The following is an 18306-nucleotide window of genomic DNA, read 5'->3' as shown; positions in this document are numbered from 1 at the left end:
TCCTGCGGCATATTCGGCCCGCGGACCGGGCTGGAAAGCCTTTTTGCCGCTGAGCTTTCCGTTGACTTGCCCCGCGCACGCGGCTTTCTAGCAGCCCCATGATCGAGAAAAATTACCAGCCCGCCGATATCGAAGCCCGCATGTCCGTGGTGTGGGAGGACAGCCTTGCCTTCAAGGCCGGCCGTCCCGACCGCTGCGATGCCGTGCCGTTTACCATTGTGATCCCGCCGCCGAACGTGACGGGCTCGCTGCACATGGGCCACGCCCTCAACAACACGCTCCAGGACATCCTGTGCCGGTTCGAGCGCATGCGCGGCCGCGACGTGCTGTGGCAGCCCGGCACCGACCACGCCGGCATCGCCACCCAGATGGTGGTCGAGCGGCAGCTGATGGAACGCCAGCAGCCCGGCCGCCGCGAGATGGGCCGCGCGAAATTTCTCGAGCGGGTCTGGCAGTGGAAGGCCGAGAGCGGCGACACCATCATCAACCAGCTCAAGCGCCTCGGCGCGTCCTGCGACTGGTCGCGCGAGCGCTTCACCATGGACGAGGGCCTGTCGAAGGCCGTCGTCAAGGTGTTCGTCGAGCTGCACCGCGAGGGTTTGATCTACAAGGACAAGCGGCTGGTGAACTGGGACACCAAGCTGCTCACCGCAATCTCGGATCTTGAGGTGCAGCAGACCGAGGTCAAGGGTCACCTCTGGTATCTGCGCTATCCGATCGAGGGCAAGACTTTCAGCCCCGAGGATCCCTCGAGCTTCGTCGTCGTCGCCACCACGCGGCCCGAGACCATGCTCGGCGATACCGGCGTCGCCGTGCATCCGGAGGATGAGCGCTATCAGAAGCTGGTCGGCCACAACGTGATCCTGCCGCTGGTCGGCCGCAAGATCAAAATCGTTGCCGACGACTATTCCGATCCGGAAAAGGGCTCGGGTGCGGTCAAGATCACGCCGGCACACGACTTCAACGACTTCGAGGTCGGCAATCGCCACGGCCTGCGCCGCATCAGCGTGATCGACAGGGAAGGTTGCCTCGATCTCGTCGACAACGAGGACTATCTGCGCGACCTGCCCGTAGGCGCCGGGGAGTTCGCCGAGGAATTCCACAAGGTCGACCGCTTCGCCGCGCGCAAGCGCATCGTCGAGCGGCTGGAGAGCTTCGGCTTCGTCGAGCGGATCGAGCCGCACACCCACATGGTGCCGCATGGCGATCGGTCCGGCACTGTGATCGAGCCGTACCTGACCGACCAGTGGTATGTCGACGCCAAGACGCTGGCCAAGCCGGCGATCGCGGCGGTGCGTTCGGGCGAGACGACGTTCGTGCCGAAAAACTGGGAGAAGACCTATTTCGACTGGATGGAGAACATCCAGCCCTGGTGCATCTCGCGCCAGCTGTGGTGGGGCCACCAGATCCCGGCCTGGTACGGACCTGACGGCAAGGTGTTTGTCGCCGAGACCGAGGAGGAGGCGATCAGCCACGCCCTCGGCTATTACGTCGAGCAGGAGGTGATCACGGCCGAGCAGGGCCGCGAGATGGCGCTCGACCGCAACAAGCGCGAAGGCTTTATCACGCGCGACGAGGACGTGCTCGACACCTGGTTCTCCTCGGCGCTGTGGCCGTTCTCGACGCTCGGCTGGCCCGAAGACGCGCCCGAGGTGCAGCGCTACTACCCGACCAATGCGCTGGTGACCGGCTTCGACATCATCTTCTTCTGGGTTGCCCGCATGATGATGATGGGCCTGCACTTCATGAAGGAAGTGCCGTTCTCGACGGTCTACATCCACGCCCTCGTCCGCGACGAGAAGGGCGCCAAGATGTCAAAGTCGAAGGGCAACGTCATCGATCCGCTCAACCTGATCGACGAATACGGCGCCGACGCGCTGCGCTTCACGCTGGCGGCGATGGCGGCACAGGGGCGCGACATCAAGCTGGCCACCAGCCGCGTCGAGGGCTACCGCAATTTCGCGACCAAGCTCTGGAACGCCTGCCGCTTCGCCGAAATGAACCAGTGCGCGGTACCTGATGGCTTCGAGCCGGCGAAGGCGAAGGAGACGCTGAACCGCTGGATCGCGCATGAGAGCGCGCACACCACACGCGAGGTGACCGAGGCGATCGAAGCCTATCGCTTCAACGATGCGGCCGGCAGCATCTATCGTTTCGTCTGGAACGTCTATTGCGACTGGTATGTCGAGCTCGCCAAGCCCGTGCTGCTGGGCCCCGACAGTCCCGCCAAGGACGAGACCCGCGCCATGGTCGCCTGGGCGCGCGACGAGATCCTGAAGCTGCTGCACCCCTTCATGCCCTTCATCACCGAGGAGCTGTGGGAGGTGACGGCCAAGCGCGACGGCCTGCTCGCGCTGGCGCCATGGCCGCTGCAGCGGACCGAGCCGACGTCCGAGCAGCTTGCGATGCTCGCCGCGACGACGGGGACGACCGATCCGCTGGTCTCGCCGGCCTGGGTGCTGCCGATCTTCGACCATGCCGACTTCACGGATCCTGCGGCCGAGGCCGAGATCGGCTGGGTGATCGACCTCATCACCCAGATCCGTTCGGTGCGCGCCGAGATGAACATCGCGCCGGCGACGTTGACGGCGCTGGTGCTGGCGGGCGCCTCGGCCGAGACCAGGGAGCGCGCGCCGCGCTGGACCGACGTCATCAAGCGCATGGCGCGGCTGTCGGACATCTCTTTCGCCGACCGCGCGCCCGACGGCGCGGTCCAGCTGCTCGTGCGCGGCGAGGTGGCCGCGCTGCCGCTCAAGGGCGTGATCGACGTCGCTGCCGAGCGCACGCGTCTCGACAAGGAGATGGCCAAGGCCGACGCCGACATCAAGCGCGCCGAGTCGAAGCTGGCAAACGAGAAATTCGTCGCCAATGCGGCCGAGGAGGTCGTCGAGGAGGAGCGCGAAAAGCGCGAGGCCGCGCTGGCGCGGAAGGCCAAGCTGCTCGAGGCGCTGGAGCGGCTGAAGCAGGCGTCGTGAGTTCGCTGTCATTCCGGGGCGGCTCAACGAGCCGAACCCGGAATCTCGAGCTTCCGGGTTCGATGCTACGCATCGCCCCGGAACGACGATGGTCACTTCGGAAACGGCTTGCTCAAGAACTTCGATCCCCTGATGCCGTAGCGCCAGGGCAGCTCGACCGCCTTGGTGATGCCGATCCGGATGCCGGTTGCGACCTCGACGTCCTCCGTCCGCGCATGCAGCGCGATCGGCGGCCGGTCCAGCGGCAGCGTGTTGTGCGCGATGGTGATCCCGAGCGCCTCGGTCAGCTTGCCCGGGCCCGAGCACAGCGCGTGCAGATCCTGGAGATGACGGCGGCGGCGCATGGTGGCGATGCCGTGCGTCGGCTCGATCGCGCGGATCAGCACGGCGCTGGCCGAGCCTTCCTCCTCGCAGACGAAATTGACGCACCAATGGATGCCGTAGGAGCGATAGACGTAGGCATAACCGGGCGGGCCGAACATCACCTGGTTCCGCGGCGTCGGCCCGTTGTAGGAGTGCGCCGCCGGGTCGGTATGATGATAGGCCTCGACCTCGACGATGATGCCACCGATTCCGTCGACCAGCATCGTCGCGCCGATCAGGTCGGGCGCGACCTCGTGGACGCTGCGGCCGAAAAAGCCACGCTTCAACCGTTTGCCGAGCCGCGGGGGTGAGGCGTTCGATCTTGGAGCCATTCGAGATGAGAATCGCCAGAGGACAGAGCAGGATATTGCCCATATCTGCCATGTTCCCCGAAGCGGGGCGAGGCGGGTTGCGATGCCCCGCCAGACCGACTAGGTAGGACCTGAACAGACCGGACACCCCATGGTCGTAATCGTCGATACCATCTCGAACCCGCTGCGCCCGCGCCACCCCGAAAAGGTGAACCGGCCCGATTCCGCTTCCCCGCCGAAGCCGGACTGGATCCGCGTGCGCGCGCCCAACACCCGCGGCTATGCCGACACCCGCAACATCGTGCGGTCCAACGGCCTGCACACGGTGTGCGAGGAAGCGGGCTGTCCGAACATCGGCGAGTGCTGGGACAAAAAGCACGCCACCTTCATGATCATGGGTGACACCTGCACCCGCGCCTGTGCCTTCTGCAACGTCAAGACCGGCCTGCCGAATGCGCTGGACGCGGCCGAGCCGCAGAACGTCGCCGAGGCGACTGCCAAGCTGGGGCTTGCCCACGTCGTCATCACCTCGGTCGACCGCGATGACCTCGCCGACGGCGGCGCCGAGCATTTTGCCCAGACCATCCGCGCAATCCGCGCCGCGTGTCCCTCGACCACGATCGAGATCCTGACACCGGACTTCCTGCGCAAGGAGGGGGCGCTCGAAATCGTCGTCGCCGCCAAGCCCGACGTCTTCAACCACAATCTCGAGACCGTGCCGTCGCGCTATCTCACGGTGCGGCCGGGCGCGCGCTACTTCCATTCGATCCGGCTGCTGCAGCGGGTCAAGGAGCTCGATCCCACCATCTTCACCAAGTCCGGCATCATGGTCGGTCTCGGCGAGGAGCGCCACGAGGTGCAGCAGGTGATGGACGATTTGCGCTCCGCCGACGTCGATTTCCTGACCATCGGCCAGTACCTGCAGCCGACCCGCAAGCACCATGCGGTGATGCGCTACGTGCCGCCGGACGAGTTCGCCTCTTACGAGAAGGTCGCCTACACCAAGGGCTTCCTGATGGTATCCGCGAGCCCGCTCACCCGCTCGTCGCATCATGCCGGCGAGGATTTTGCGAGACTGAAGGCCGCGCGGGCAGCTCACGCCCGCTGAACCGCCATGCCCAAATTTTCGAGCAAGCGCCGTGTCAATCACAGCGCATCCGAGATGTTCGACCTGGTCGCCGACGTCGAGCGCTACCCGGAATTCGTGCCGCTCTGCAGCGCGCTGAAGGTTCGCCAGCGGATGGTGAAGCCCGACGGCACCGAGGTGCTGGTCGCCGACATGACGGTGTCGTTCAAGCTGGTCAGGGAATCCTTCACCAGCCGCGTGACGCTCGACCGCGCCAATCTGAAGATTCTCGTCGAATATCTGCAAGGTCCCTTCAGCAATCTGGAAAACCGCTGGACGTTCGAGCCCAAAGGTGAGGGCGTCTGCGACGTCGGTTTCTTCCTGTCCTACGAATTCAGGAGCCGCATGCTGGCGTTGCTGATGGGCTCGATGTTCGATGCCGCCTTCGCGCGCTTCTCCACCGCGTTCGAGAAGCGGGCGGATGCGATCTACGGCCGGCCGAAGCTGGCGTCGACATAGCTGTTGCGGCTTCTCGTGTCCCGGACGCGCCGTAACGCGTAGCGTTGCTGCGCAGAGCCGGGACCCATGACGCCACGGCACTCGCTGCGACATGGGCCCCGGCTCTGCAGCGCATCGTCGGAGGGACGCTGCGCTGCGTCCGGGGCACGAGAGCGGGGTGTTGCGTACGAAGGCGGAAGCAAGCCAGAAGCTTTCCGCAGAGACAGTATCAATCCCGTCATCCTGAGGTGCGAGGCATGCGATGCGAATGCATCGCATGCGGAGCCTCGAACGATGCGCGGCCGAACTGGCGCAGCGGGGGCCGTCGCCCTTCGAGGCTTGCTCTGCGACGCTATCGCGCTGCAGCGCGCGCACCTCAGGGTGACGGTGACGCATAGGGTTTGCAACGTACTCGCCTTCATGCGGACACAGCATCGCATGCTCGCGGCGCACTTCGCCCGAGTTTTGCCTGGTCGCCTCACCCTCATCAATTGAAAGAGGGCGCAGGGAAGGCCGGGAGCCGGTTGGCTCCCATGGACCGCCATGCCAAGAGCAGACTGCGTGTGCTTCATGCATAGCGGAGAACAGGGCAACCGGAGACATCCCGGCCTTCCCTGCGCAGTGGTTTGACGGCTTATGCCGAGCTCTCCCCGGGGAGCGTTGCACTATTGCCCCCGTCGCCTTGCAGATCGCTGATGCGCGCACCCGGTCGGGCCGCCACATCACCGCAAGACTTGACGCACAGACCCCGGGCGTCAGGACCACACGGTTTTGCCGTACGCATGTCACACCGGTCGTGTGCGCGCCGGCCGTCGCTCACGGTTGCCCGCCCTGCGATGCCTCTCGCGCCGATGTGACTTGCGTCCACCGCAGCTCACCCCACGTTTCGTGACGATCGCGATACGCCCCTCTGACCGGGATGAGGTGGCGGGACGATGCGATAAATCCGAATTTCTGTAAAGGCGAATATTTTCGCGCTGATGTCTTGCCCTACGACTGGCGTGTTTTGCCCGTCGGGCAACGCAAAGGCTTGTAGCCCGATCGGACCACCGCGCCTCTCCCGGCACCGTGCTCGATCACGCCAGCGCATTGCTCGCGGCGGCTTGGGGTGGCTCAGCCCCGCGGCGATCGCGGCGGCCTGCGCTTTACGGCGTGACGGCGCGGCGAGCGGGTCACGCGCGGGCGCAGGCGGGTTGCGGCGGCGCGCGGCTTGGTCTGGGCCTGCGGGCCGCGGGCGAGATCCATGAGCATGCGCAGCGCCTCGACGACGGAGCGTTGACGCACGGCGGTGCGGCCTATCGCGCCGAAGCGATGCTCACGGTGGATGATCCGGCCGTCGCGTGCCGCGGCGGCGAAGTGGACGAGACCGACTGGCTTGCCGGGCGTCGCGCCGCCGGGGCCGGCAATGCCGGTGATGGCGACGGCGAGATCGACGCCGGCGCGCTCCAGCGCGCCGACCGCCATCGCGGTCGCGGTTTCCTTGCTGACGGCGCCGAAATTGGCGAGCGTGCCGGCTTCGACGCCGAGCATCGCGCGCTTGGCGTCGTTGGAATAGGTGACAAAGCCGCGATCGATCACGTCGGACGAGCCGGGGATGTCGGTCAGCGCGCCGGCGACGAGGCCGCCGGTGCAGGATTCAGCGGTCGCGATCGTCAGCTTGCGCATCCGGCACAGATCGAGCAGCGAACGGGAGAGGGCGCGTGCGTCGCTGCCGCCCATGATCTTACACGCTCCAGGGCAGACGGATGGTGGCGCTCGCGGTGGCCGCGATGCCTTCCTCGCGGCCGGTGAAGCCGAGCCGCTCGCTGGTCGTCGCCTTCACCGCGACGCGCGAGATGTCGACGCCGGAGATCTCGGCGATGCTCGCGCGCATGGTGTCGCGCAAGGGGCCGATCTTCGGCCGCTCGCAGATCATCGTCACCTCGAGATTGGCGACGCGGCCGCCGCGCGCCGTGACGCGCTCGATGGCGTATTTCAGGAACTGGTCGGAGGAGGCACCCTTCCACTTCGGATCGCTCGGCGGGAAGTGCGAACCGATGTCGCCGTCGGCGAGCGCGCCGAGGATGGCGTCGACCAGCGCATGGAGGCCGACATCGCCGTCGGAATGGGCGAGGAAACCCTTGGTGTGCGGCACGCGCACGCCGCACAGCATGACGTGGTCGCCTTCGCCGAAGGCGTGCACGTCGTAGCCGGTGCCGGTCCTGATATCGCCGAGCTGGGCCGCCAGGCGCGCTTCCTCGCGCACGAAATCCTCGGGTGTGGTGAGCTTCATGTTGGCAACATCGCCTTCAAAGGTTGCAACCGTCAATCCTGCCCATTCGGCAATCGCGGCATCGTCGGTGAAATCGCTGCGGCCGTCCTGCGCCGCGCGACGATGCGCTTCGAGGATGACGTCGAAACGAAAGGATTGCGGCGTCTGCGCGATCCGCAAGGAGGCGCGGTCCGGCGTGCCCTCGACATTGCCGCTCGCGCCGGTGAGCTTGATCGTATCGGTGACGGGGACGACGGGGATCGCGGCGCCGGTTCGGTTCGCCGCCTCGATCGCGCGCGAGATCAATCCGTCCGAGACGAAGGGGCGCGCGGCGTCGTGAATCAGGACGATATCGGGCTTGTGTTGTGCGAGCGCTTCGAGGCCGGCAAGCACCGAGGCCTGCCGCGTCGCGCCGCCATTGGTCGGCGGCTCGTGCTCGAGCCCCGCGACCGCGGCCGTGAACATGGCGCTGTCATCGGGGTTCACCACCGGCTGCACCGCAAACACGTCGGCGTGGCGGCTGAAGGCTTCCATGGCGCGATAGATCACCGGCACGCCGCCGATCTCGCGATATTGCTTCGGCCCACCGGCGCCCGCACGCAGTCCACGCCCGGCTGCGACGAGGACGACCGCGGTGCGCTGTGATTTCGCCATAGGACTCAAATACTCAGTTGGTGATGGGAGAGTCGGGGAGTGGGGTGATTGCCGCATGCCTCTAGCACGGCAGGCCCGCAAAAAAAGGGGGTTTCCCCCGATTGTTCGCAACGGCATTTTGCTGCACTGCACTTGAAAGACTTGCAGAATTGTCTAAACTGTAGGCATGACGCTTGACTGCACAAGAATTGTGCGCAAGATAGATCATGGCAGGCGCGATGAGGCCCCTGCCCAGTCGACGAGACCCCTGTGACCGGTTCGGCAATATCCGGCTCTAAGCCGTTGAAAATAGGCGATATTGATGTCGCCATTCCGGTCTTCCTGGCGCCGATGTCGGGGGTGACTGACTCGCCCGTCCGCCGGCTGGCCGCGGAGCTCGGGGCCGGTCTCGTCGTGTCCGAAATGACCGCCAGCGATGAGCTCGCCAACGGCCATTGGATGTCCCGGTTGCGTTGCGAAGCCGCCGGGATTGGTCCGCACGTGGTCCAGCTCGCCGGCTGCGAGGCCCATTGGATGGCCGAGGGTGCCCGGATCGCCGAGGCCGGAGGCGCCGATATCATCGACATCAACATGGGCTGTCCGGCCCGCCACGTCACCGGCGGCCAGTCCGGCTCGGCCTTGATGCGCGACCTCGACCACGCCGTCAGCCTGATCGATGCCACCATCGCGGCGGTGAAGGTCCCGGTGACGCTGAAGATGCGGCTCGGCTGGGACGACCGCAGCCGCAACGCGCCGGAGCTGGCGCGGCGCGCGGAAGCCGCCGGCGTCAAGCTCGTGACGGTGCATGGCCGCACCCGCAGCCAGTTCTACAAGGGCGAGGCCGATTGGGACGCGATCCGCGCCGTGCGCGAGGCGATCGCCATTCCGCTCGTCGTCAACGGTGACATCACCTCCTACGAGCGCGCGCTCGCGGCGCTCAAGGCCTCCGGCGCCGATGCCGTGATGATCGGCCGCGGCGCGCAGGGCCAGCCCTGGCTGCCCGGCCAGATCGGCCGCCGCCTGAAGGGCGGGTCTGAGGAAGCGGTGCCCTCGCTCGAAACCCAGCTGCATTATATCCGCACGCTCTATGAGGGCGTCTGCGCGCTCTATGGTCTTCGCGTCGGACTGAGACATGCCCGCAAGCATCTCGGCTGGGCGCTCGACGTCGCGGCCGCGGCGAGCGGCGCGTCGGTCGGGAAGCTGAAGTCGTGGCGCCAGAAGATCCTCACCTCGGAGGATCCGCGCCTCGTCCACCAGTCGCTGCAGGATGCGTTCGACGACTTCGCATGGAGCGCTGCTGCATGAGCTCAGCCGCTGAACATCGCGGTCCATCCGACAGCGACGCAATGCTCGATGCCTTGCCCAATCCCGTGCTGATGATCGGGCCCGACGGCAAGATCGTCGCCGCCAACATCGCCACCGAAGCCTTCTTCGAGATCTCGACGCAGTTCCTGAAGCGGCAATCGTTGAAAGAGCTGGTGCCGTTCGGCAGCCCCTTGCTGGCGCTGATCGACCAGGTGCGCTCGTCGAACTCGCCGGTCAACGAATACAAGGTCGATCTCGGCACGCCGCGCATGGGCGGCGACCGTCAGGTCGACCTGCACGTGGCTCCGCTGACCGAGCGCCCCGGTCATATCGTGGTGATGCTGCAGGAGCGCACCATCGCCGACAAGATGGACCGCCAGCTCACCCATCGCAGCGCGGCGCGCTCGGTGATCGCGCTGGCCGCGATGCTGGCGCACGAGATCAAGAACCCGCTGTCCGGCATCCGCGGCGCGGCGCAGCTGCTGGAGCAGCAGGCCTCGTCCGAGGACCGCATGCTGACGCGCCTGATCTGCGACGAGGCCGACCGCATCGTGACCCTGGTCGACCGCATGGAGGTGTTCGGCGACGAGCGTCCCGTGGTGCGCGGTCCCGTCAACATCCATTCGGTGCTGGACCACGTGAAGCGGCTGGCGCAGTCGGGTTTTGCCCGCAACATCCGCTTCATCGAGGATTACGACCCCTCGCTGCCGCCGGTGCTGGCGAACCAGGACCAGTTGATCCAGGTGTTCCTCAACCTCGTGAAGAACGCCGCCGAAGCCCTGATCGACGTGCCCGACGCCGAGATCCAGCTCACCACCGCGTTCCGCCCCGGCGTGCGCCTGTCAGTTCCCGGTCAAAAATCCCGGGTATCCCTGCCGCTCGAGTTCTGTGTGAAAGACAACGGACCGGGCGTGCCGGACGATCTTCTGCCCAACCTGTTCGACCCCTTCGTGACCACCAAGCAGACCGGCTCGGGCCTGGGTCTTGCATTGGTCGCCAAGATCGTCGGCGATCACGGGGGCATCATCGAATGCGAATCTCAGCCGCGCAGGACCACCTTCCGCGTGCTGATGCCGATGTATTCCACATCGGCGAAACATGCCGATCAAAGCAGTCGCGCCGACTCTGCCGGGAAGTCGTCGCCTGTGTCACAGGGGGCAAAATGAGGATTAACAATGCCCGCAGGTAGCATTCTCGTAGCCGATGACGATACCGCCATCCGCACCGTTCTCAATCAGGCACTGTCCCGGGCCGGCTATGAGGTCAGGCTCACCGGCAATGCCGCAACGCTGTGGCGCTGGGTCAGCCAGGGGGAGGGCGATCTCGTCATCACCGACGTGGTGATGCCCGACGAGAACGCCTTCGACCTGCTGCCGCGGATCAAGAAGATGCGGCCGAATCTGCCGGTCATCGTCATGAGCGCGCAGAACACGTTCATGACGGCGATCCGCGCCTCCGAGCGCGGGGCCTACGAATATCTGCCGAAACCCTTCGACCTCAAGGAGCTGATCGCCATCGTCGGCCGCGCGCTCGCCGAGCCGAAGGAGCGCGTCTCGACGCCGGACGAGGACGCCGAGATGGAGGCGATCCCGCTGGTCGGCCGTTCGCCGGCGATGCAGGAAATCTACCGCGTGCTCGCACGCCTGATGCAGACCGACCTCACCGTGATGATCACGGGCGAATCCGGCACCGGCAAGGAGCTGGTGGCGCGCGCGCTGCACGATTACGGCAAGCGCCGCAACGGCCCGTTCGTCGCCGTCAACATGGCCGCGATCCCGCGCGACCTCATCGAATCCGAGCTGTTCGGCCATGAGCGCGGCGCCTTCACCGGCGCCAACACCCGCGCCTCCGGCCGGTTCGAGCAGGCGGAAGGCGGCACGCTGTTCCTCGACGAGATCGGCGACATGCCGATGGAGGCGCAGACGCGGTTGCTGCGCGTGCTGCAGCAGGGCGAATACACCACCGTCGGCGGCCGCACGCCGATCAAGACCGACGTGCGCATCGTCGCGGCCTCCAACAAGGATCTGCGCGTCCTGATCCAGCAGGGCCTGTTCCGGGAGGACCTGTTCTTCCGCCTCAACGTCGTGCCGCTGCGGCTGCCCCCCTTGCGCGAGCGCATCGAGGATCTGCCGGATCTGGTGCGGCACTTCTTCGCGCTCGCCGAGAAGGACGGCCTGCCGCCGAAGAAGCTCGACACGCTGGCGCTGGAGCGGCTGAAGCAGCACCGCTGGCCCGGCAACGTGCGCGAGCTGGAGAATCTCGCCCGGCGTCTCGCCGCGCTCTATCCGCAGGACGTCATCACGGCGTCCGTCATCGACGGCGAGCTCGCGCCGCCCTCGGTCAGCCCGGGCGCTGCGGTCCAGCAGGGCGTCGACAATCTCGGCGGCGCCGTGGAGGCGTATCTGTCATCGCACTTCCAGGGCTTTCCGAACGGCGTGCCGCCGCCCGGCCTCTATCACCGCATCCTCAAGGAGATCGAAGTGCCGCTGCTCACGGCCGCGCTGGCGGCCACCCGCGGCAACCAGATCCGCGCCGCCGACCTGCTCGGCCTCAACCGCAACACGCTGCGCAAGAAGATCCGGGATCTGGATATCCAGGTCTATCGGAGCGGGGGCTAGTTGCTCGACCGGGACGGTGGCTCAGCTCCCCCTACCAAGGCAGAGCTGAGCCTGTCCGGATCGCGCTGGCCGTTATGGCAGACGCGGTGAGCAGAAGTCCGCATCAGAGCAAAATGTTCCGTCCGCGCCGTAAAATCGGTCATCCGGCCGCACCGCGCGGAACCGCACCTATCTGACGAGCCGGCCCGAGGCCGGCATGACGCTGGCGACATTCACCAGCGGCTGCTGGAGACCCAGGCCGTTGACCAGGAGGTCGGCGGCCACGATCAGCAGCAGAACGGCCGACACCATCGTCGCGAGAAAATATCTATCCATGCCGGGTCAAGCCGGGATGACGGGAATCCGTTCCCGTCCAGGCGGCATGTGGTTGTGGATGATGGGCGTCGGTCGCGAAGGAAGCGCCGCGGAATTGTCGCAATTCGGCAACAATGTGGTACGAATACATCAGTATCCGCGCGCCCGCGGACCCCTTTTCAGCATCGCCATTGCCGGAATGACCAGCGCAGAGACCTCGGCCGCACACTTCGACACGGCCCCAGCGGATGAGCCCCGGCGTTGGTCGGCTCGGCGCTGGCTGGCGCCGTTTGCCGTGGGGCTGGCGCTGCTGTCGGCGTTCCTGACCTTCCTGGTCCTGACCGGCCTCACCAGGATCGAGCCGACGCCCGAGGTCGTCCGCTCGTTCTACCTGATCAACGCGGCGACGATCCTGCTGCTGGTCGGCATCATCGTCCGCGAGCTCTGGCAGCTGATCCTGGCGCGGCGGCGGGGCAGGGCGGCGGCGCGCCTCCATGTCCAGATCGTCAGCCTGTTCTCGATCGTGGCGGTGCTTCCGGCGGTGCTGGTGGCCGTCGTCGCCAACGTCACCATCGAGCGTGGCCTCGACCGGCTGTTCTCCGGGCCGACCAAGCAGGTGATCCAGAATTCGCTGACGATCGCGCGGGCCTATATGCAGGACCATGCCCAGCTGATCCGTGGCGACATTCTCGGCATGGCCAACGACATCGCGCATGCCCGGCCGCTCTACGACCAGGATCGCCGCTCGTTCCGCGAGATGCTGACCGCCAGCGCCGGCTCGCGCAATCTGCCGGGCGCGATGATCATCGACAAGAACACCAACATCCTGGAATCCGCCGACACCGGCATGCGGCTCGCCTATTCGCCACCCGCGCCCGACTTCCTCAGCAACGTCAACGAGAACGAGCCCGAGATCGCGGTGCTCCCCGATGCGAGCTTCGTCGCCGCGGTGATCCGGTTGCGCGCGTTCAGCGACACCTTCCTCTATGTCGCCCGGCCCCTTGATCCCAACGTCGTCAATCAGCTCAAGCAGACCGAGGTCAGCGTCGCCGAATATGCCCAGATCGAGTCGCGCCGGCTCGGTATCCAGGTCGCCTTCGCGCTGATGTTTGCCGTGATCGCGCTGACCATCCTGATGGCCTCGGTGCTGATCGGCCTCAACTTCGCCAACTCGCTGGTCTCGCCGATCCGGCGGCTGATGAACGCTGCCCACACGGTCTCGACCGGCGATCTCCATGTCCAGGTGCCGGTGCACCAGTCGGAAGGCGATCTGGCCCAGCTTGGCGAGACCTTCAACAAGATGACGCAGGAATTGCGCAGCCAGCGCGACGAGCTCGTCAACGCCAGCGACCTCATCGACAGTCGCCGCCGTTTCATCGAGGCCGTGCTGTCCTCGGCGAGCGCCGGCATCATCGGCGTCGATGCCTCCGGCAGCGTCGGCATCTTGAACCGCTCGGCCGAGAAGCTGATCGGGCACGCCGAATCCGAGACGCTCGGCCACCCGCTCTCCGAGGTGCTGCCCGAGCTCGACGAGATGATGAAGGCGGCGCGGGAAGGGACCCAGCGCCTGGTGCAGGGGCAGATCACGATCACCCGCGACGGGCAGGAACGCAATCTGTCAGTCCGGGTTAGCGCCGAGAAGAATCAGCCGCACGACAGCTACATCATCACGCTCGACGACATCACCGAGCTGGTCTCGGCGCAGCGCACCTCGGCCTGGGGTGACGTGGCGCGCCGCATCGCCCACGAGATCAAGAACCCCCTGACGCCGATCCAGCTCTCGGCCGAACGCATCCGCCGCAAGTTCGGCAAGGACATCACCGAGGTCAAGGACAAGCAGATCTTCGAGCAGTGCACCGACACCATCGTGCGCCAGGTCGACGACATCCGCCGCATGGTCGACGAGTTCTCGCGCTTTGCCCGCATGCCGAAGCCGGTGATGGAGGGCGAGGACGTCGCCGACACCGTGCGGCAGGCCGTGTTCCTGATGAAGGTCGCTCATCCCGAGATCGATATTGAGGCCGAGTTCAAGCAGGATCCGCTCCGGGCCCAGTTCGACCGCCGGCTGATCTCTCAGGCGGTCACCAACATCGTCAAGAACGCCACCGAGGCGATCGAGCAGGTCCCGCCGGAAGAGCTCGGCAAGGGCCGTATCGACGTCGTCGTCTCCCGCGAGGGCGATGACGTGCTGATCGACGTGATCGACAACGGCATCGGACTGCCCAAGGTCGCGCGCTCGCGGCTGCTCGAACCCTACGTCACGACGCGGGCCAAGGGCACCGGCCTCGGCCTTGCGATCGTCGGCCGCGTGCTGGAAGACCATGGCGGACGCATCGAGCTGAAGGATGCCTCCGACTTCCGTGAGGGCCAGCGCGGTGCCTGGATGCGGATGCGCTTTGCGATCTCCGGGCAGCCCGCCAAAGCCGAAGGAGCCGAGCAAGCGCCGGTGGCCAGGGAAATCACCAAGGACGCAGTGACGGGGCCGGCGAAAGAGGCGGCGCCGGAAACAAAAGGGCCGGCGGCCGAAACCAAAGAGCCCGCTGAAAAGACCAATGATTCAACGAAAATCGAAGCCTCAACAGGCAGCTGACATGACAGGCGCGATCCATGGCAAGTGAAATTCTGATTGTCGATGATGAGGCCGATATTCGCGATCTCGTTGCGGGCATTCTCGAGGACGAGGGCTTCGTGACCCGAACCGCACGCGACAGCGATACGGCACTCGCCGAGATCGCCAACCGCAGGCCGCACCTGGTGTTCCTCGACATCTGGCTGCAAGGCTCCAAGCTCGACGGCTTGCAGCTGCTGGAGCAGGTCAAGAAAGACAACGCCGATCTGCCGGTCGTGATGATCTCCGGCCACGGCAACATCGAGACCGCGGTCGCCGCGATCAAGCGCGGCGCCTACGACTTCATCGAGAAGCCGTTCAAGGCCGACCGTTTGATCCTGGTCGCGACCCGGGCGCTGGAGAACTCGCGGCTGAAGCGCGAGGTGAAGGAGCTGAAGCAGCTCGCGCCGAGCGCCAGCCAGCTCGTCGGCCGCTCGCCCAGCATGAACCAGCTGCGCCAGACCATCGAGCGCGCCGCCAAGGCCAACAGCCGCATCCTGATCGTCGGCCCCGCCGGCGCCGGCAAGGAATTGGCCGCACGCACCCTGCACGTGGCCTCGGGCCGTGCCGACGGTCCCTTCGTCGTCATCAACGCCGCCGCGATCACGCCCGAGCGGATGGAGCACGAGCTGTTCGGCGTCGAGCAGTCCAACGGCGAGCAGCCGCGCAAGGCCGGTGCGCTCGAGGAAGCCCATGGCGGCACGCTGTTCATCGACGAGATCGCGGACATGCCGCGCGAGACCCAGAACAAGATCCTGCGCGTGCTGGTGGAGCAGTCGTTCCAGCGCGTCGGCGGCACCGCCAAGGTGCAGGTCGACGTCCGCATCATCTCGTCGACCGCGCGCAATCTCGAGGAGGAGATCGCGGCCGGCCACTTCCGCGAGGACCTCTATCACCGGCTCTCGGTGGTGCCGATCCGCGTGCCCGCGCTCTCGGAACGGCGCGAGGACATCCCGGAATTGATCGACTATTTCATGGAGCAGATCTCGGCCGGCAGCGGTCTGCCCAAGCGGCAGATCGGGCAGGACGCGATGGCGGTGCTGCAATCGCATGTCTGGCCGGGCAATGTGCGCCAGCTCCGCAACAACGTCGAGAGGGTCATGATTCTCGCGGCAGGCGGGCCGGAGGTCATCATCACGGCGGACATGTTGCCACAGGACGTCGGCTCCATGGTGCCGGCGATGCCGACCAGCAACAATGGCGAGCACATCATGGGCCTGCCGCTGCGTGAGGCGCGCGAGGTGTTCGAGCGCGACTATTTGATTGCACAGATCAGCCGTTTTTCAGGAAATATTTCTCGCACAGCCGAGTTCGTTGGCATGGAACGGTCGGCGCTGCATCGAAAGCTGAAGGCGCTCGGTGTCGGCTAGCGCATTTTCGCGCGAAGCGGCCACCGGCTGGCATGAGGAAACGGACGTCAAAACAAGAATCCAGCGCCGCGACATTGCGGCGGCATCTTAGGGATAAAGCAGGAAAATCATCGATTTCCGTATTTTTTCGGAGCAATCAGGCGGGGGCTGCCGCGTGAAGCGGCTTGCCTAATAGGCCCACCTGTCCTCTAATCGCACAGCTGTTCCGTCCGAGGGGGATCTCATGACGGAACGGCAACCGGGAGAGGCCCCGAACCTCACAAAGAGGGCCGCAACCGGCGCAATAAAAAGAAACTCAAAGCGAGAAAAAAACAATGGCGGCAGACCGCGCACAAAACCTACAGGACACCTTCCTCAATCACGTTCGCAAAACCAAGACGCCACTGACGATCTTTCTGGTCAACGGAGTAAAGCTCCAGGGCATCGTGACCTGGTTCGACAATTTCTGTTTGCTGCTTCGGCGCGACGGTCATTCGCAGCTGGTCTACAAGCATGCGATCTCGACCATCATGCCTGGTGCTCCGATCCAGCTGTTCGAAGGCGGCGAGGATCAGCCGGCTTGAGAGTGATCTGATTGGAACCCCGGAATTTCGACGGGGATGCCGACCGTCCGCGGTCGGCAGGGGCAAAGCAGACGGGGCGGGTGCTTGTCATCGGCCCCTACTTGCGTGTGCGCGCGGGCAGTGCCGACGCGCAATCGGAAACACATGTCTTGCGTGACGCCGAGGCCCGGCTCGACGAAGCCGCCGGCCTCGCGCGCGCGATCGATCTCGTCGTCGCCGACGCCATCATCGCGCCGATCAGCCAGATCCGTCCCGCCACCTATATCGGCAAGGGCAAGGTCGAGGAGATCGCTGGCCTGATCAAGACCCTCGAGGTCGAGCTCGTGGTGATGGATTGCGCGCTGGCGCCGATCCAGCAGCGCAATCTCGAGAAGGAGCTGCACGCCAAGGTGCTGGACCGCACCGGGCTGATCCTGGAAATCTTCGGCCGCCGTGCCAAGACGCGGGAAGGCTCGCTCCAGGTCGAGCTCGCGCATCTCAACTACCAGCGCTCGCGCCTGGTGCGCTCATGGACCCATCTGGAGCGCCAGCGCGGCGGCTTCGGCTTCATGGGCGGCCCCGGCGAGACGCAGATCGAAGCGGACCGCCGCCTGATCCAGGAACGCATCTCCAAGCTCGAGGGCGAGCTGAAGAAGGTGCAGGCGACGCGGCGGCTGCATCGTGCGGGACGGCAGCGCGTGCCGTATCGCGTCGTCGCGCTGGTCGGCTACACCAACGCCGGCAAATCGACGCTGTTCAACCGCCTGACCCGCGCCGACGTGCAGGCCGCCGACATGCTGTTTGCGACGCTCGATCCGACCTTGCGCGCGCTCAACCTGCCGCATGGCGGCAAGGCCATGCTGTCGGACACGGTCGGCTTTATCTCCAACCTGCCGACCCAGCTCGTCGCCGCCTTCCGTGCCACGCTGGAGGAGGTGCTCGAGGCCGACGTCATTCTCCATGTGCGCGACATCTCGCATGAAGATGCCGAGGCGCAGCAGAGCGACGTCGACGCGGTGCTGCGTCAGCTCGGCATCAATCCCGATGATTCAGGCCGCATCATCGAGGTCTGGAACAAGATCGACCGTTACGATGCCGAGCAGCGCGAAGAGCTTTTGAACATCGCGGCGCGCCGGCCCGTCGACCACCCGGCCATGCTGGTCTCCGCCGTCACGGGCGAGGGCGTCGATGCATTGCTCGCCGCGATCGAGGAACGCCTTGCCGCAAAGCGCACCACGCTCGATCTCTCCATCGACGCCGCCGACGGCGCCGGCATCAGCTGGCTGCATCGCAATGCCGAGGTGCTGGCCAAGGAGCTGCACGACGGCCGCTTCGACATGACCGTGCGGGTGGACGAGACCAAGCGGGACATCGTGGTGTCGAGGTTCGACGCGGTGCCGCATCACGCCGCATAAATGCTGTCGTCCCGGACAATGCAGCGCTCGTAGGGTGGGCAAAGGCGCAAAGCGCCG

At 65.8% G+C, this 18306-nt stretch carries 14 protein-coding genes; 10 read left to right on the top strand and 4 right to left on the bottom strand.

The window, feature by feature from the left end; translation table 11 throughout:
* Positions 1–98: 98 nt before the first annotated feature.
* The gene (locus D6B98_RS14680) at positions 99–2975 is read left to right on the top strand and encodes a valine--tRNA ligase (RefSeq protein ID WP_126257696.1); all 2877 of its coding nucleotides are present in this window, start codon (positions 99–101) and stop codon (positions 2973–2975) included.
* 92 nt (positions 2976–3067) lie between these two features.
* Here D6B98_RS14680 and D6B98_RS14675 read toward each other — a convergent pair whose 3' ends face one another.
* Positions 3068–3670: a DNA-3-methyladenine glycosylase gene (locus D6B98_RS14675; RefSeq protein ID WP_126257695.1), complete on the bottom strand. Its 603-nt coding sequence runs from the start codon at positions 3668–3670 to the stop codon at positions 3068–3070.
* Between the two features lie 130 nt (positions 3671–3800).
* Between D6B98_RS14675 and lipA the strand changes: the two genes are divergently transcribed.
* Both lipA and D6B98_RS14665 read left to right on the top strand, forming a co-directional pair.
* Positions 3801–4757, top strand: coding sequence for a lipoyl synthase (lipA, locus tag D6B98_RS14670; protein WP_126257694.1), 957 nt, complete (start codon positions 3801–3803; stop codon positions 4755–4757).
* Between the two features lie 6 nt (positions 4758–4763).
* Positions 4764–5234, top strand: coding sequence for a type II toxin-antitoxin system RatA family toxin (locus D6B98_RS14665; protein ID WP_126257693.1), 471 nt, complete (start codon positions 4764–4766; stop codon positions 5232–5234).
* Between the two features lie 1092 nt (positions 5235–6326).
* On the opposite strand, the gene D6B98_RS14655 is transcribed toward D6B98_RS14665, so the two are convergent.
* Together D6B98_RS14655 and D6B98_RS14650 are read right to left on the bottom strand one after the other, a co-directional pair.
* Positions 6327–6932: a CinA family protein gene (locus tag D6B98_RS14655; RefSeq protein ID WP_126257692.1), complete on the bottom strand. Its 606-nt coding sequence runs from the start codon at positions 6930–6932 to the stop codon at positions 6327–6329.
* A 4-nt stretch (positions 6933–6936) separates the two neighbouring features.
* The gene (locus D6B98_RS14650) at positions 6937–8118 is read right to left on the bottom strand and encodes a bifunctional 2-C-methyl-D-erythritol 4-phosphate cytidylyltransferase/2-C-methyl-D-erythritol 2,4-cyclodiphosphate synthase (protein WP_126257691.1); all 1182 of its coding nucleotides are present in this window, start codon (positions 8116–8118) and stop codon (positions 6937–6939) included.
* A gap of 282 nt (positions 8119–8400) precedes the next feature.
* On the opposite strand from D6B98_RS14650, the gene dusB reads away from it, so the two are divergent.
* From dusB to ntrC, 3 genes are read left to right on the top strand one after another with little or no spacing between them, the layout of a single operon-like run.
* On the top strand, positions 8401–9402 hold the full coding sequence (gene dusB / locus D6B98_RS14645; RefSeq protein ID WP_126257690.1) for a tRNA dihydrouridine synthase DusB: 1002 nt from the start codon (positions 8401–8403) through the stop codon (positions 9400–9402).
* A complete protein-coding gene (locus D6B98_RS14640) occupies positions 9399–10568 on the top strand; it encodes a two-component system sensor histidine kinase NtrB (protein ID WP_126257689.1) in 1170 nt (389 codons plus the stop codon). The genes dusB and D6B98_RS14640 overlap by 4 nt, the downstream gene beginning before the upstream one ends.
* Before the next feature lie 9 nt (positions 10569–10577).
* Positions 10578–12020, top strand: coding sequence for a nitrogen regulation protein NR(I) (gene ntrC / locus D6B98_RS14635; protein WP_028136498.1), 1443 nt, complete (start codon positions 10578–10580; stop codon positions 12018–12020).
* A gap of 168 nt (positions 12021–12188) precedes the next feature.
* On the opposite strand, the gene D6B98_RS39850 is transcribed toward ntrC, so the two are convergent.
* Positions 12189–12335 (bottom strand): hypothetical protein, encoded by a 147-nt coding sequence (locus D6B98_RS39850; RefSeq protein WP_164718604.1) that lies wholly within the window; start codon positions 12333–12335, stop codon positions 12189–12191.
* A gap of 178 nt (positions 12336–12513) precedes the next feature.
* Between D6B98_RS39850 and D6B98_RS14630 the strand changes: the two genes are divergently transcribed.
* The 4 genes from D6B98_RS14630 (at position 12514) to hflX (ending at position 18249) form a co-directional block, all read left to right on the top strand.
* Positions 12514–14904 (top strand): sensor histidine kinase, encoded by a 2391-nt coding sequence (locus D6B98_RS14630; RefSeq protein WP_126257688.1) that lies wholly within the window; start codon positions 12514–12516, stop codon positions 14902–14904.
* A 17-nt stretch (positions 14905–14921) separates the two neighbouring features.
* On the top strand, positions 14922–16292 hold the full coding sequence (gene ntrX / locus D6B98_RS14625) for a nitrogen assimilation response regulator NtrX (RefSeq protein WP_126257687.1): 1371 nt from the start codon (positions 14922–14924) through the stop codon (positions 16290–16292).
* 314 nt (positions 16293–16606) lie between these two features.
* Complete coding sequence (gene hfq, locus D6B98_RS14620; protein WP_007591126.1) at positions 16607–16855, top strand: RNA chaperone Hfq; 249 nt, start codon at positions 16607–16609, stop codon at positions 16853–16855.
* Positions 16856–16866: 11 nt separating this feature from the next.
* Entirely contained in the window at positions 16867–18249 is a 1383-nt protein-coding gene (gene hflX / locus D6B98_RS14615; RefSeq protein ID WP_164718603.1) for a GTPase HflX, read from the top strand.
* Positions 18250–18306 lie beyond the last annotated feature (57 nt).

The sequence above is a fragment of the Bradyrhizobium sp. LVM 105 genome (assembly GCF_003957705.1).
Lineage (GTDB): Bacteria > Pseudomonadota > Alphaproteobacteria > Rhizobiales > Xanthobacteraceae > Bradyrhizobium > Bradyrhizobium frederickii.
Note: the sequence above shows the minus strand (reverse complement) of the source record. Positions and strands in the feature narration are given on the sequence as shown.